Source organism: Polynucleobacter difficilis, assembly GCF_003065365.1.
In the GTDB taxonomy this organism is placed as follows: domain Bacteria; phylum Pseudomonadota; class Gammaproteobacteria; order Burkholderiales; family Burkholderiaceae; genus Polynucleobacter; species Polynucleobacter difficilis.
The window spans coordinates 1,947,198-1,960,583 of sequence record NZ_CP023276.1; the positions used below are offsets into that span (position 1 = coordinate 1,947,198).

A 13,386-nucleotide genomic window follows, 5' to 3' on the forward strand; every position below is an offset into this window, starting at 1 on the left:
TCGATCTATCATAACGCTGAAGCCATACAAACACGCTATGTTTGGCTGGCTAAATTGTTGTGCATGCATAACCCATTCTGTGTGAGACCACTTTATGTTCCGCTTTCTATTCGCTTCCATTAGTCTAATTTTTTATACGCAAGGCGCTGCTGCTACTGGGGAAAATACTTATAAGCAAGTATGTGCTGTATGCCATCAAAGTGGGGTCGCTGGTGCACCAAAGGTGGGCGATAAAGCCAAATGGGCTCCCTTAATCAAAGAAGGTCAGGCCCAATTAACTGCCCATGGTTATGTTGGCGTTCGGGGCATGCCCGCTAAAGGCGGCAAGGCCGACCTCAGCGTCGCTGATTTTGCTGCCTCGCTTGTTTTTATGGTGAACCAATCTGGTGGCAGCTGGCAGAATCCGGATGCCAAAACACTCGAGCGCATCAACGCAGAAATTACCAAGCGAGAAAGCGCCAAGAAAAAATAAGGGTGGTCTGCGTTTGATAGCGGCACTTCCTTATTTAAACTCGGCCTCCATGAGTCGGCGAATGCGAATGGCAGAGTGAGTGGCATCGTAATCCACGTCATTCCACGTCACAATCTGTCCAGCCCGGATGCTATTTCGTAAAGTCAGGCGATGCGCCAAGCCAATCGGCAGCGCACTGATGCGCAGTGATTTAGCAGCCGGCATTAATTTTCCATAGACGGTAAAACCGCCTTCGCCATCCAGCACTTCACCTGCTTTTAAATCGCGCTTAGCGCAAGCAAGCACGTCGCCAACAAAGGCGCCCGTCGCGCCGGTTGCTTCCTTACGTAAGGCTACACTTGCCACCGAGATTCCCAACTCAAGGCCAATTAAGTGATAAGGCTTGTACATAGCGGCATACCATCCAGAAGCATCCGTCTTTAAGCCGTACTGGAGAAAGCAATCCCGGACATAGCTACTTGGCGCATGAAAAACCGCATACACTCCCCAGCGTAAGTCACGAAACACTGGACGGCCATCTCGCTCGACTGACGACACGACCTCAACCATGCCCTTGCGTGGCAATAGTCCGCCGTCTTGTACAGGCCTTAGTAGCGCCGGCAAATCATCAACGCCACATGCCGGAAAACCTAAGCCATCGTCAGGCACTTGTAAATCACAGGCATTCGCAACGGCAGCCATTTCTAGCGCTGACTTTGTGCCATCTAAAAATGAATTGAACATTTGCGCATTAAAGTCGCCGCCTGCAACTTGCTCCTCGCTAAACCCATAATGCCCCCATACGGTTTTGGGGGTCGATGCATGGTATGACGGTAGGTATTTTGTGCCCTTACCCGCACACACTACTTCTAGACCAATGGTGCGAGCCCAATCGACCATCTCTGCAATTAAAGCGGGTTGATCTCCTGAAGCCATCGAATAGATAACGCCGGCCTCGGCCGCTCGCTTTGCTAAATAGGGGCCTGCCAATACATCGGCTTCGACATTCACCATGATGATGTGCTTGCCATGCTCAATGCAGCACAGAGCATGCTCGATTCCAGCAACGGGGACGCCCGTTGCCTCAATCACCAGCTCAATGGCATTGTCATCAATCAATGTGCTTGCATCGCTGGTAATGAAGGTAGTGCCTTTGTGCACCGCCTCAGCAACCGAAGCTGCCTTAAACTGATCATCCTGCCACCCTACGCGCCGTAAAGCAGCCTGCGCACGATCCGGCGATAAATCAGCAATGCCCACCAAATGAATGCCTGGCGTGCGGGGTATTTGCGATAAATACATCGATCCAAATTTGCCCGCGCCAATCAATGCAATTCGGATTGGCTTTGAATCCAGGGCCCTTTGTTGTAATTTTTTATACAAAGACATAAAAACTCCGATTGAGATCGCTATTTATGCTGCACGAAAGCGGTTCGCTCACTTAAAATGGGGAATGGTTTATTTTGCCTCGTTTTAAACGGCGCTTCATTTTTATTGAAAGTTAACGCTGCTGTTATGGAAATTCGCCACGCTATTCTGTTGATCTTTGTGAGTTCTGCACTCTTTGTCTATTTTAGGGGCCGGGTTCGCTTTGGCATCATGCGATCACTCACAGACTATGTTGTTCTATTGGCGCCAATCAATTCGCTGCTCTATCTTTTTTCTAAAGTGAAGGCGGGTGCGTATATTCCCGTAACGGAGTTCCCGGAATTAAAAAAATTGCAAGACCACTGGGAAGTGATTCGTGCTGAGGCCCTAGCGTTAAATGAGGGCGGTTCAATCGCTGCCGCCACCGGTTACAACGATATTGGTTTTAACTCCTTTTTTCGAACCGGCTGGAAACGTTTTCACCTGTACTGGTACGGCAAGGATTTAGCTTCCGCAGAAGCGGCCTGCCCAAAAACCGTAGCCTTACTCAGGTCCATTCCGTCGGTTAAAGCGGCGATGTTTGCATCACTGCCGCCAGAAGCAACCCTGGTAAAGCATCGCGACCCCTACGCCGGCTCACTACGTTACCACTTGGGATTAGTAACTCCGAATAGTCCGGACTGTTTTATTGATGTTGATGGCGAACGCTACTATTGGAAAGATGGTGAGGCCGTGATGTTTGACGAGACCTATATCCATTACGCTGCCAATAAAACTGATCACCAGCGCATCGTTCTATTCTGCGATATCGAACGTCCGGTCTACACCAAGGTGGTACAACTATTTAATCGTTGGTTTGGAAAGCACGTGATGAGCGCTGCTGCATCAAAAAACGTCGAGTCAGAGCAAGTTGGTTTTGTTAATGTTCTGTTTGCCTACGTTTACCATTTACGCAGCAAGGCAAAGCAACTGAAAGCAAAGCAGCGTAGTGTTTACTATATCGGCAAATGGGCCTTGATTTTGGGTATTCTTTGGCTGCTATTTTGGTAGGCGTTTACGGCTTTAGACTTTGTATAACCTGTTCGATAGAAATGGGGGCCCATAGCTCGATGCGCTTTACTTTACTGGCCTGACCAGAGATAAGGTGAATCTGCCGCTGCGGAATGCGCAGCTGCTTTGATAGCCACTGTAGCAGGGCTTCATTTGCTCGGTTATCCATGGCGGGCTGCTGCAAGGATATTTTTAAATGGCCATCATGTGTGCCCACAATTTTGCTGACCTTGGCCCCAGGCTGGCAATAGATGCTCAACTCTATCCCAACATCCGTTTGTTTTAACCACTGTGGCGTCATCAATGTACTTTAAAATCAAACCATGACTATACCCAATTCTGCCAATATGTTGGAACACCTTTTTGCAAAGAACCGGGAATGGGCCAGCTCCATGGTTGCAGCAGATCCAGATTTTTTTACACGCCTCGTATCACAACAGGCTCCTGAGTTTTTATGGATTGGTTGTGCTGATAGTCGCGTACCAGCGAATGCTATCGTTGGCCTTTTGCCCGGCGAACTCTTTGTTCATCGCAATATCGCCAATGTAGTGGTCCATACCGACCTTAATTGCCTTTCTGTATTGCAATTTGCGATTGATCTGTTAAAGGTAAAGCATGTGATTGTCTGTGGTCACTATGGCTGCTCTGGTGTCCATGCAGCGCTCGGTGATAGGCGCGTTGGCCTTGCTGATAATTGGCTCAGGCATGTAAAAGATGTGCATCAAAAACATGAGCGTTATCTCGGCAGGGTATTACCGAAGCACGTACGTCAAGATCGTCTATGCGAACTCAATGTGATTGAACAAGTCACTAACGTATGCGAAACAACCATCGTCCAAGATGCATGGTCACGAGGGCAAGACCTCACCATACATGGCTGGGTATACCGCCTCGAAGATGGCGGACTCCATGATCTTGGCATGACGGTTGGGGCGGCCGACGATGTTAAATCGCTCACTAGCCAAAGCCTACTTCGGTACAACAAAGCCAATCTTGATTAAAGCGGCGTTTAATTATGTGGGTGTAGCTTTTTTGCTACTCCTATCGATCTTGCCTTACCGCATCGTAGTGCTGTTTGGATATGGGCTCGGCGCAGTGGCGGCGCGGATACCCGGGAAACGCAACCGGGTTGTTAAAACTAACTTACGACTGTGCTTTCCACAACTCAGTCATTCCGAAATCAATGCAATCGCGAACGAGCACTGGCAACTATTGGGTCGCAGCATTGCAGAACGGGGAATTATTTGGCTGGGCAGTGCGCAAGCCGTATCCAACATGATTGAGGTTCGCTCTGCGGTCGACTTAGGTGACAAAAAGCCCCGTATCTTAGTCAATATGCACTTTACGGGCATCGAAGGCAGTATTGTCATTAGCGCCCTAGCAGAGAAGCGAGGCTGGCCTCGTACATCTGGACTCTTTCAGCGCATGAAGAATTCTTTTTTCAATGAGCGGATCATTCGCTGGCGAAATCGCTTTGGCGGAAATGCCATTGATCGCCAAGGGAACTTACTAGCGCTGATTCGTGAAATTCGCAAAGGCAATCTAATCATCATTGCACCTGATTTAGATCTTGGCCTTAAGGATTCTGTGTTCGTACCTTTTTTTGGCGTCCAGACCAACACCATTACGGCCGTGTCTCGCCTTGCCTCAATTGCTCAAGCAGAAGTGTGCATGATGGTTACCACTTTATTGCCAGACCGTTCGCGCTACTCCTGCGTTATTGGTAAACCCATTGATGGCTTTCCAAGCGATGATCCTGTTGCCGACACAGCAAGGCTAAACGCAATCTACGAAGCCGAGATCCGCCAACATATTGCGGAGTACTACTGGGTGCATAAGCGCTTTAAGAATCGCCCCGACGGTCAGGCTAGCCACTACTGAATTCGTTTTGCTGAAATCTAGATTTAGATTGTTTGCCGGCGATTGACCAAATAAATACCCAGCACAATTGAAATAAAAGCAGCGATCAGACTGCTATTGATTGGGTCGCCTGCGAGAAAAAACCCGAAGAGCAATCCAAACATTGGCGTTAAGAAGCTGAAAGCAGATACCTTGCTGGCAAGGTAATGACGTAAAAGCCAAAACCAAAATAAATAACTGGCAGCCGCAATAATGACAGACTGGAGAAATAGAGAGGCCATTGCATTGATCGATAGCGTTTCTGGTGGCGGGATTTCATAGGCGAAACAAAGGCCTATTAAGGCGATGGACGAGAAAAACAACTGGAAGAACAAAGTGCGCTCTGGCTGAATTTGTCCAAGCGCAGTCGTCCGCACCACAATGGTTGTGAATGCCCATGCCGTAGCAGCGCCAATGACTGCAATGTCACCCAATAAAAAGTGCGTAGCGCCACTTGAAAATCCATCGTGAAAAGCGAATGCCAAGCCGCCAAAAGCAATAAGCAAACCAATCGACTGCATCCAATTTAGGCGCTCTGCCGGTATAAAGATCGGCAACACTAGCGCCACAATAAATGGGGCTAAATACAAAAAGGTAATGGCACGCGATGTATTGGTGTGCTCGAGCGCCGAATACAGCAAGACAAACTCAGCAAAAAATAGAAGGCCAGCAATCACACCTGGCATGAGTGTGCGGTCTGACTGAAACGGCCTAATCCCTTTAAACATCATCCAGACCCATACGCATGCACTGGCAATAACCGAACGAACGGTTAATTGCATCAGCAGAGGCACTTCGTCCGCTATTGCCTGGATGGCGATCTGCTGATAGCCCCAAATCAAACAACACCCCGTTATCAGGATGATTGCTTGTAAATCCAAGCTCGACTTACGATCGTCCGGCAGTTTTACCGGGTCTATCTCCAATTTGGGCTCTTTTTGGGGTGCATTCATTCTGAATTCAGTTTAGCAAGGTGCTGTGTAATTCATAATAGCGTGATGGAACAATTTCGCGTCTCTAAACTGCTTTCCGAACTCGGTCTGTGCTCACGGCGCGAGGCCGACTCCTATATCGAGCAAGGCCTCGTTACGGTGGATGGCAAGGTGGTGTCTGAGCTCGGTTCTCGCGCATACCGCAGTCAAAAAATTGAATTGCGCTTAGACGCCCAGAAACAGCAAGCCGCTCGCGTCACCGTCATCCTCAATAAGCCCATTGGCTATATCTCCCATCGAGATGATGATCAAGAGTACCAGCCAGCAGCCTCACTCATTACTCCTGAAAACTTTTTTTCGGGCGACTCTAAACACACCGGCCGCTTTAATACCAAGGGCTTAGCTCCAGCAGGTCGGCTGGACATTGATTCAAGCGGCATGCTGGTCTTAACGCAAGATGGGCGCATCGCCAAACTGTTGATTGGTGAAAATAGCCCAATTGAAAAAGAATATTTAGTGCGGGTGGAAGGCAAGCTCTCGTTTGACGACCTGGACTTACTTCGTCACGGGCTGATCCTTGATGATCAAGAGCTCAAACCTGCCAAGGTCAGTTGGCAAAACGAAGATCAATTACGCTTTGTATTGCGTGAAGGCCGTAAACGCCAAATCCGCAGAATGTGTGAGCTCGTTGGCCTTCGGGTCTTGGGTTTAAAACGGGTGCGCATGGGCCGGATTTCCTTAGGCCCGCTGCCCGTTGGTCAATGGCGGTTTTTGCGCCCAGAAGAGCGCTTCTAACCGAACCTGTAAATCCTGCCGCTTATAATTGCGTCAGAACGTAGACCATAAGTAGAACAGCCATCGATCCACAGCAGTCCCAATCCCCGGGCCAAGAAGTCCTTCGTCGCCGCAGCTTTGCCATCATCTCCCATCCAGATGCTGGCAAAACGACGCTGACTGAAAAGCTATTGTTGTACGCTGGGGCAATCCAAATTGCGGGTAGCGTCAAGGCCCGCAAGGCGAGTCGCCACGCGACATCGGACTGGATGGAAATCGAAAAACAGCGCGGCATCTCGGTTGCCAGCTCGGTAATGCAAATGGAATACCGCGATTGCATCATTAACTTGTTAGATACGCCAGGCCATCAAGACTTTTCTGAAGATACCTACCGAGTCTTAACGGCCGTGGACTCAGCACTGATGGTGATTGATGCTGCCAACGGCGTGGAATCACAGACCTTACGGCTCCTCGAAGTCTGCCGCGCCCGCAATACGCCACTCATTACCTTCATTAACAAGATGGATCGCGAAGTGAAGCGACCTCTTGAGCTAATGGATGAGATTGAAAATGCCCTTGGCATGGAAGTGGTGCCGTTTACTTGGCCCGTGGGCATGGGCAAATCATTTGCTGGCGTGATTGATATTGCGAAGTCAAAAATGCGACTCTTTAAAGCTGGAGAGGATCGCGTCTCCGATAGCTCTGACACTCTAATTGATATCCATGATCCAGCCCTGCAAGAACGGCTCGGCTCTGATCTGAAAGAAGCGCTGGCCGAAGTTGATTTGATTCGCAATGCCATGCCTGAATTTAATCTAGAGGCATTTTTAGCTGGCAAGCAATCTCCGGTGTTCTTTGGCTCGGCCATTAATAACTTTGGTGTTCGTGAAATTCTGAACACCTTGGTTGAGCTTGCACCGCCGCCAGGCTCTCGAAAGGCCATTCAGCGTGAAGTACTGCCGTCTGAGGGTAAGTTTTCTGCAGTGGTTTTTAAGATTCAAGCCAATATGGATCCTGCGCACCGCGATCGCGTTGCTTTTTTGCGGATCTGTTCCGGGCACTTTCAGCGCGGTATGCGATTAAAGATTTGCCGCAACGGCAAAGAAGTGCGCACCAATAATGCCCTGTCCTTTTTATCGCAGCGGCGCGACATTCTCGATGAGGCCTTCCCTGGCGACATCATTGGCTTGCCGAATCATGGCTTGCTTCGCTTAGGCGATACGCTGACCGAAGGCGAGCAACTGCAATTTACCGGCCTGCCTTTTTTTGCACCTGAAATTTTTAAATTAGTTGAGTCGGCTGATCCGCTCCGGTCCAAGCAATTGCGTACGGGCCTCATGCAGCTGGGCGAAGAGGGGGCCATTCAAGTGTTTAGACCAATGGCTGGCGGCATCATGCTGCTGGGCGCATTTGGTCAGCTCCAGTTTGAAGTAGTTGCACATCGCCTCAAGAGTGAGTACGGCGCTGAAGTGCGGCTATTGCCAGCGCGTTACAGCTTAGCCCGCTGGGTTAGCTCAACGGATTCGGTTGCTCTTAAAAAATTTACGCAAGAAAACATTCACCGCATGGCAGAAGACGTTGTTGGTGCCGCAGTGTTTTTAGCAACACATAAATCAGAACTGGATGTCGCACAGCAGCGCTGGGAAAGCATTGAGTTTCATGCCTTGCGTGAGCATGCTGGTCTGATCTATCAATCCGAGCTCGCCGGTTAGTTACGGCCTGCAGTCAAAGACAGTTACTACGCCACCGTCCGTCTCTCGGTATATAGCTTTTTTGCCGTACTGCATGCAGTAAGCCTGTGCTTTACTTTGCAAGTCCGCACGCGACTCATTGGTGGAATTTAAAAACGTAACCTTGTTTGCGTCCGACGCATCGGTATAGATGGTTGCGCATGCCGATAATTGAAAACCAATCAGCAGCGCTGTTCCAAGCTTAAGAAGAGGCCGCACCGTGCTCATGCCAATTGCTGAGATTCGCATCAGGTGCGGCACGCGCACTTTATGCCAGCGCTTCTTTTTCTGCAGAAATTTCTTTGCGGCGCTCTTTACATGCAGTCGCAATATCTTGCAGCGCTTTGCGCGCTCGAGCAGCAGATGCCTTAACTCCCTTTACTTTGAACTTTTCATTTTCAGCCAGATAGGTTTCATACGCAGCGATAATGGTTTCGTGAGATGACATGATCTTCCTTTGCTTTACGTTGTTCTAGACTAAATTCGGGTGATGGACTGCTATTACTTCGTTAATACTACAAATATTTATAGCAGATTTCACAAAATATACTTTTTTTCAGCAAAAAATTGCTGTTATTCTGATTTGAATCACTATTTTGTGCCCTAATTGGGGGGTTAATTGGGCGAAATGACTTCCCCCCTTGCGCCATTGAATCTTTATAAGGATTACCTATGGCCGCAGGTCAAAATCAGCGCAATCGCAAGAACGATCCGATGCTCACCAAAACAGGCAAAGCACGCCTGGGGCCACTCAATGTGGCTCAACTGACTAAATTAATGGAATCTGCAACCCAGCCAAAAATCAAAGATAAAGTCCGGCGCGAGCTGAGCAAGCGTGCGCCGCTTGCTGTGCCAGCGTAATCCAGGTCATTAAGACTCAGCTAACAAAGTAGTCTCGTTTTCTGGAAATAAAAAAGCCGCCTTGGTATTTGGCGGCTTTTTCACATCAAAACGAAATCCGTCTAGCGTAGCAACTCTTGCGCAGCCAAAACGCCACTGCCTTTCAGCGGAATGCCAAACGCAGTCATGCCCATTTCGCAGCCACTTAATGCCGCCAAGAGACTGAGTTCATTGCAATCACCCAAGTGGCCAATCCGGAATGCGCGGCCCTTGAGCTTGCCAAGGCCAGTGCCTAAAGATAAGTTATAGCGCTCCTGAATGAGCTTACGCAATGCATCCGCATCAAATCCCTCAGGCAGCATTACACCGGTCAAGACGGGCGAATATACCTCGGGCTCTTGGCACAGAATTTCGAGGCCCCACGCAGTCACTGCGGCTCGGCAGGCTTTAGCTAAACGCTGGTGACGCGCAAATACCGCATCCATGCCCTCTGACTCAATCATCGCAATGGCTTCATGCAAACCATAGAGCAGGTTAGTCGACGGCGTGGTTGGCCAGTACCCGGTTTTATTGGAAACCAGAATCTCATCCCAGGCCCAAAAGGCTTTTGGTAGTGTTGCTTTTTTATTGGCTTCGAGCGCCTTGGGAGATAAGGCATTAAAGCCTAGGCCAGGCGGCAGCATTAAGCCTTTTTGCGATCCGCTTACTGTCACGTCGACCCCCCAGGCATCGTGGCAGTAGTCTGCCGATGCCAAACCGGAAATGGTATCGACCATCAGCAACGCAGGATGCTTGGCATCGTCCATTGCTTTGCGCACAGCAGCAATATTAGATGTCACACCAGTGGATGTTTCGTTGTGCACCACACAGACCGCTTTGATTTTGTGCTCGGTATCTTTTTTGAGGCGCTCTTCAATGAGCTTCGCATCAACGCCCCTGCGCCAACCTTCCAGCCCGGGCTTACCCAAAAACTCAGCATAGATGCCGAGCTTATCGGCCATGTTTTTCCACAGGGTTGCAAACTGACCGGTTTCATACATCAAAACATGATCGCCAGCCGAGAGGGTGTTTACTAAAGCGGCCTCCCATGCTCCCGTTCCCGATGAGGAATAAATAATCACAGAGTGCTTGGTTTTAAAAATGCGCTTAATATCCTCGAGCAGCTTTAGTCCAAGCTGGCCAAACTCGGGGCCGCGGTGATCAATGGTTTGATAGCTAATGGCGCGCAGAACGCGAGAAGGGACCGGGCTTGGTCCAGGAATATGTAAAAAATGGCGTCCTGAGGCGTGTGCATCTAATTTCAACATAGCGTGTCTCTCACTTTTTATAGGTTTAGCCCATGATTATCCAATAAAAATGGCAAATCTACCCCCGGATTAATGGCCCTAAAAATAGGCCCTTACAGCGGTGGCGTTGGCTTGGGCGCCTTCACCAGCATGCGCTTGCCCACCATGACGGTGGAAACCACCAGGGCAGCAAACACCAAATTAAGCAGGGTCAATGGCTCGCCCAATAGAACGCTGGATGCCAGCAGGGTGCAAAAGGGCTGAAGTAGCTGAACTTGGCTAACACGGGCAATACCGCCAATGCGCAGGCCCTCATACCAAAAAAAGAAGCCCACAAACATCGAAAAAATACCCAGATAGGCAAAGCTAAGCCAAATATCAAGGTCTGCATAGATGTAGTTTGTCTGGTAGCTCAGAGCGCTGAAAAGCAAGCTAATTGGCAGTGAAAAAACCAGCGCCCATGAGATCACGATTTTCGGTTTCATCGTGTTGGACAGCTTCGCGCCCTCGACATAACCGACAGCAGCGCAAACACAGGCTGCGATCAACAATCCATCGAAAAAAGAAAATTGTCCGGCGCCCTGCATCAGAGCGTAGAGCAAGACTAATCCCGTGCCAACGAGTGAGCTCAGCCAAAACCCGGTGGACGGCCGCTCTTTAAAGCGCACAGCGCCCAGCACGGTAGTAACCAAAGGCAAGATGCCTAAGATCACTGCGCCATTGGATGAAGGGCCGTGCGTCATGGCAATCGTAATAAACAAAGGAAACCCAAAAACTGCCCCCAGAGCGATCATGGCAAATCCTGGCAAGGTAGCGCGTCCAGGCAAGGGAGCTCGAATGACAACAAGGTATGCCAAGGCAACCAATCCCGCCAAGGCCGCCCGACCAAACACAATGAAATAGGGGTCAAGGACTTGAACTGCTATTTTGCTCACTGGCAAGGTCATGCTAAAGATGGCTATGCCACCAAACCCGATCAACATGCCTTTGGTATCACTCTTCACTGGATTCCCTTGTATGTATTCAGTACTATACCTATTCAACTTCCATGCAGAGCAATACCAGAACCGGAGCAATTCAATGGCAGTGCATGTACTTGGCTTAATCGAACTAAAGGACGCGTCGGCGTTTGAAGAATACCGTAAGCAGGTTGGCGCTACGGTCGAACACTATGGAGGGCGAATTACACAACGCGGGGTACGTGGCGAGGTTTTTTGGAATGAGCTTGAATGTAAGCCTTTCTCTGCTTACGTACAGCTCGAGTTTCCCACCGCAATCGATGCCCAGCGCTGGGCCGCTAGTCCAGAATACCTAGCCTTGGTGCCGATTCGCAATCAAGCCATGCAGTTAAGCTTGTTTAGCATGCTGCCTAGCGCCTGATCCCCAAGGGTAACTACGCTTTGTTCGTAGCGATATTCGCAGCTAGACTAGAGCCCATACAATACTGTCATTCAGACTCGAATTAACAAGGATTATTCATGCCCGTTATTACCAATATTGAAGACTTGCGCGTACTGCACCAAAAACGCACGCCCAAGATGTTTTATGACTATGCGGATTCGGGCTCGTGGACAGAATCCACCTACCGCGCCAATGAATCGGATTTTCAGAAAATAAAATTGCGCCAGCGCGTTGCCGTGAACATGGTAAACCGCACCACCAAAACAACCATGATCGGCGAAGAAGTGACCATGCCGGTCGCTTTGGCTCCAACTGGATTAACCGGCATGCAATGCGCCGATGGCGAAATTTTGGCAGCCAAAGCAGCAGAGAAGTTCGGCGTGCCATTCTGCTTATCGACCATGAGTATTTGCTCGATTGAAGATGTTGCCGAGCACACCACAAAACCATTTTGGTTTCAGCTCTATGTCATGAAAGACAGGGCCTTCATCGAGCGCTTAATTGAGCGTGCGCGCGTCGCCAAATGTTCTGCGCTTGTTCTTACTTTGGATTTGCAAATTCTGGGGCAGCGCCATAAAGATCTAAAAAATGGTTTGAGCGCTCCTCCTAAACTCACCATTCCCAACATTCTTAATATGATGACCAAGCCGCGCTGGTGTCTTGGGATGGCCATGACGCAACGTAGAACCTTTCGCAATATTGTGGGTCATGCTACTGGCGTAGGCAATATGTCATCCCTGTCTTCGTGGACTGCTGAGCAGTTTGATCCGGGCCTCAATTGGGGTGATGTCGAATGGATTAAAAAACGCTGGGGTGGAAAGCTCATCATTAAGGGAATATTGGATGAGGGCGATGCGCGCCTCGCAGCCGATTCCGGCGCAGATGCACTGATCGTCTCCAATCATGGCGGCCGTCAACTGGATGGGGCAATTTCGAGCATTCAGGCCTTGCCCGGCATCGTTAATGCCGTTGGTAAAGACATTGAGGTCTGGATGGATGGCGGCATCCGCTCTGGCCAAGATGTTTTAAAGGCCTGGGCTTTGGGTGCGCGCGGCACCTTGATTGGTCGCCCATTCTTGTACGGCCTGGGCGCCATGGGTGAGGCTGGCGTAACCAAATGCCTCGAGATTATTCACAAAGAGCTCGATATCACGATGGCCTTTACAGGTCACCGTGATATTCAAGATGTGACGAAAGATATTTTGTATCCCGGCACGTTCTAGCCTGCTGCTGTAGCGTCTTCCGCAAATACTTCGCGCGCAATCCGAAACGCATCCACTACCGCGGGCGCGCCACAGTAGGCGCCACAGTGCAAAAAGACTTCGCGCAGCTCTACCTTGGTTACGCCATTGTTGATGGCGCCGCGAATGTGCAACTTCAGCTCATGCGGTCGATTCATGGCAATGATAGCGGACACCGTAATTAAGCTGCGCTGCTTGAGCGTTAAGCCCTCTCGCACCCACACCGTACCCCACGCATTTTCAGTCACAAAATCCTGCAGCGGCATTGAGAAATCATCTGCCTTCTGCATTGCTTGGTCGACATAGGCATCCCCCAATACCTTGCGGCGCACTACCATTCCTTTTTCAAATCGATCGCTCTTTGCCATCTTTATACCTTTTTTGTTTATTTATCTTGTATGTTTCTACCGCGGG

17 protein-coding genes are annotated in these 13,386 nt (G+C 49.7%); 9 read left to right on the plus strand and 8 right to left on the minus strand.

Annotated elements, in window-relative coordinates:
* Positions 1 to 94: 94 nt before the first annotated feature.
* Positions 95 to 472, plus strand: coding sequence for a c-type cytochrome (locus AOC34_RS09915; protein WP_108469901.1), 378 nt, complete (start codon positions 95 to 97; stop codon positions 470 to 472).
* Positions 473 to 502: 30 nt separating this feature from the next.
* Here AOC34_RS09915 and AOC34_RS09920 read toward each other — a convergent pair whose 3' ends face one another.
* On the minus strand, positions 503 to 1,840 hold the full coding sequence (locus AOC34_RS09920; protein ID WP_108469902.1) for an NAD(P)H-dependent oxidoreductase: 1,338 nt from the start codon (positions 1,838 to 1,840) through the stop codon (positions 503 to 505).
* A gap of 132 nt (positions 1,841 to 1,972) precedes the next feature.
* On the opposite strand from AOC34_RS09920, the gene AOC34_RS09925 reads away from it, so the two are divergent.
* The gene (locus AOC34_RS09925; protein ID WP_199908369.1) at positions 1,973 to 2,869 is read left to right on the plus strand and encodes an aspartyl/asparaginyl beta-hydroxylase domain-containing protein; all 897 of its coding nucleotides are present in this window, start codon (positions 1,973 to 1,975) and stop codon (positions 2,867 to 2,869) included.
* Between the two features lie 4 nt (positions 2,870 to 2,873).
* On the opposite strand, the gene AOC34_RS09930 is transcribed toward AOC34_RS09925, so the two are convergent.
* Positions 2,874 to 3,170 carry a DUF167 domain-containing protein gene (locus AOC34_RS09930; protein ID WP_108469903.1) on the minus strand — a complete coding sequence of 99 codons (297 nt, stop codon included), beginning with the start codon at positions 3,168 to 3,170 and terminating at the stop codon, positions 2,874 to 2,876.
* A gap of 22 nt (positions 3,171 to 3,192) precedes the next feature.
* Here AOC34_RS09930 and can point away from each other — a divergent pair, with 22 nt between their 5' ends.
* Both can and AOC34_RS09940 read left to right on the plus strand, forming a co-directional pair.
* Positions 3,193 to 3,870, plus strand: coding sequence for a carbonate dehydratase (can, locus tag AOC34_RS09935; protein WP_108469904.1), 678 nt, complete (start codon positions 3,193 to 3,195; stop codon positions 3,868 to 3,870).
* The gene (locus AOC34_RS09940; protein WP_108469905.1) at positions 3,812 to 4,750 is read left to right on the plus strand and encodes an LpxL/LpxP family acyltransferase; all 939 of its coding nucleotides are present in this window, start codon (positions 3,812 to 3,814) and stop codon (positions 4,748 to 4,750) included. The genes can and AOC34_RS09940 overlap by 59 nt, the downstream gene beginning before the upstream one ends.
* 23 nt (positions 4,751 to 4,773) lie before the next feature.
* On the opposite strand, the gene AOC34_RS09945 is transcribed toward AOC34_RS09940, so the two are convergent.
* A complete protein-coding gene (locus AOC34_RS09945; protein ID WP_108469906.1) occupies positions 4,774 to 5,721 on the minus strand; it encodes a DMT family transporter in 948 nt (315 codons plus the stop codon).
* Between the two features lie 45 nt (positions 5,722 to 5,766).
* On the opposite strand from AOC34_RS09945, the gene AOC34_RS09950 reads away from it, so the two are divergent.
* Entirely contained in the window at positions 5,767 to 6,495 is a 729-nt protein-coding gene (locus AOC34_RS09950) for a pseudouridine synthase (protein ID WP_199908295.1), read from the plus strand.
* A gap of 62 nt (positions 6,496 to 6,557) precedes the next feature.
* Positions 6,558 to 8,186, plus strand: a complete 1,629-nt coding sequence (locus AOC34_RS09955) for a peptide chain release factor 3 (protein ID WP_108469908.1) — start codon at positions 6,558 to 6,560, stop codon at positions 8,184 to 8,186.
* Here AOC34_RS09955 and AOC34_RS09960 read toward each other — a convergent pair whose 3' ends face one another.
* Both AOC34_RS09960 and AOC34_RS09965 read right to left on the minus strand, forming a co-directional pair.
* Positions 8,187 to 8,453, minus strand: coding sequence for a hypothetical protein (locus AOC34_RS09960; RefSeq protein ID WP_159074852.1), 267 nt, complete (start codon positions 8,451 to 8,453; stop codon positions 8,187 to 8,189). It abuts the gene before it with no gap.
* A 19-nt stretch (positions 8,454 to 8,472) separates the two neighbouring features.
* A complete protein-coding gene (locus AOC34_RS09965) occupies positions 8,473 to 8,652 on the minus strand; it encodes a hypothetical protein (protein ID WP_108469910.1) in 180 nt (59 codons plus the stop codon).
* Between the two features lie 224 nt (positions 8,653 to 8,876).
* Between AOC34_RS09965 and AOC34_RS09970 the strand changes: the two genes are divergently transcribed.
* Positions 8,877 to 9,065 carry a hypothetical protein gene (locus AOC34_RS09970; protein ID WP_108469911.1) on the plus strand — a complete coding sequence of 63 codons (189 nt, stop codon included), beginning with the start codon at positions 8,877 to 8,879 and terminating at the stop codon, positions 9,063 to 9,065.
* A gap of 101 nt (positions 9,066 to 9,166) precedes the next feature.
* On the opposite strand, the gene AOC34_RS09975 is transcribed toward AOC34_RS09970, so the two are convergent.
* Complete coding sequence (locus AOC34_RS09975; protein ID WP_108469912.1) at positions 9,167 to 10,351, minus strand: pyridoxal-phosphate-dependent aminotransferase family protein; 1,185 nt, start codon at positions 10,349 to 10,351, stop codon at positions 9,167 to 9,169.
* Between the two features lie 92 nt (positions 10,352 to 10,443).
* Positions 10,444 to 11,334, minus strand: coding sequence for a DMT family transporter (locus AOC34_RS09980; protein ID WP_234408103.1), 891 nt, complete (start codon positions 11,332 to 11,334; stop codon positions 10,444 to 10,446).
* A gap of 76 nt (positions 11,335 to 11,410) precedes the next feature.
* Between AOC34_RS09980 and AOC34_RS09985 the strand changes: the two genes are divergently transcribed.
* Positions 11,411 to 11,710 (plus strand): DUF1330 domain-containing protein, encoded by a 300-nt coding sequence (locus tag AOC34_RS09985; RefSeq protein WP_108469913.1) that lies wholly within the window; start codon positions 11,411 to 11,413, stop codon positions 11,708 to 11,710.
* 98 nt (positions 11,711 to 11,808) lie between these two features.
* Positions 11,809 to 12,954, plus strand: coding sequence for an alpha-hydroxy acid oxidase (locus AOC34_RS09990; protein ID WP_108469914.1), 1,146 nt, complete (start codon positions 11,809 to 11,811; stop codon positions 12,952 to 12,954).
* On the opposite strand, the gene AOC34_RS09995 is transcribed toward AOC34_RS09990, so the two are convergent.
* Positions 12,951 to 13,340 (minus strand): carboxymuconolactone decarboxylase family protein, encoded by a 390-nt coding sequence (locus tag AOC34_RS09995; RefSeq protein WP_108469915.1) that lies wholly within the window; start codon positions 13,338 to 13,340, stop codon positions 12,951 to 12,953. The genes AOC34_RS09990 and AOC34_RS09995 overlap by 4 nt on opposite strands.
* Positions 13,341 to 13,386 lie beyond the last annotated feature (46 nt).

Coding starts and splice junctions, on each gene's coding strand:
- AOC34_RS09915 (WP_108469901.1), top strand. CDS start 95: ATGTTCCGCTTTCTATTCGCTTCCATTAGTCTAATTTTTTATACGCAA.
- AOC34_RS09920 (WP_108469902.1), bottom strand. CDS start 1,840: ATGTCTTTGTATAAAAAATTACAACAAAGGGCCCTGGATTCAAAGCCA.
- AOC34_RS09930 (WP_108469903.1), bottom strand. CDS start 3,170: ATGACGCCACAGTGGTTAAAACAAACGGATGTTGGGATAGAGTTGAGC.
- can (WP_108469904.1), top strand. CDS start 3,193: ATGACTATACCCAATTCTGCCAATATGTTGGAACACCTTTTTGCAAAG.
- AOC34_RS09940 (WP_108469905.1), top strand. CDS start 3,812: ATGTTAAATCGCTCACTAGCCAAAGCCTACTTCGGTACAACAAAGCCA.
- AOC34_RS09945 (WP_108469906.1), bottom strand. CDS start 5,721: ATGAATGCACCCCAAAAAGAGCCCAAATTGGAGATAGACCCGGTAAAA.
- AOC34_RS09950 (WP_199908295.1), top strand. CDS start 5,767: ATGGAACAATTTCGCGTCTCTAAACTGCTTTCCGAACTCGGTCTGTGC.
- AOC34_RS09960 (WP_159074852.1), bottom strand. CDS start 8,453: ATGCGAATCTCAGCAATTGGCATGAGCACGGTGCGGCCTCTTCTTAAG.
- AOC34_RS09965 (WP_108469910.1), bottom strand. CDS start 8,652: ATGTCATCTCACGAAACCATTATCGCTGCGTATGAAACCTATCTGGCT.
- AOC34_RS09970 (WP_108469911.1), top strand. CDS start 8,877: ATGGCCGCAGGTCAAAATCAGCGCAATCGCAAGAACGATCCGATGCTC.
- AOC34_RS09975 (WP_108469912.1), bottom strand. CDS start 10,351: ATGTTGAAATTAGATGCACACGCCTCAGGACGCCATTTTTTACATATT.
- AOC34_RS09985 (WP_108469913.1), top strand. CDS start 11,411: ATGGCAGTGCATGTACTTGGCTTAATCGAACTAAAGGACGCGTCGGCG.
- AOC34_RS09990 (WP_108469914.1), top strand. CDS start 11,809: ATGCCCGTTATTACCAATATTGAAGACTTGCGCGTACTGCACCAAAAA.
- AOC34_RS09995 (WP_108469915.1), bottom strand. CDS start 13,340: ATGGCAAAGAGCGATCGATTTGAAAAAGGAATGGTAGTGCGCCGCAAG.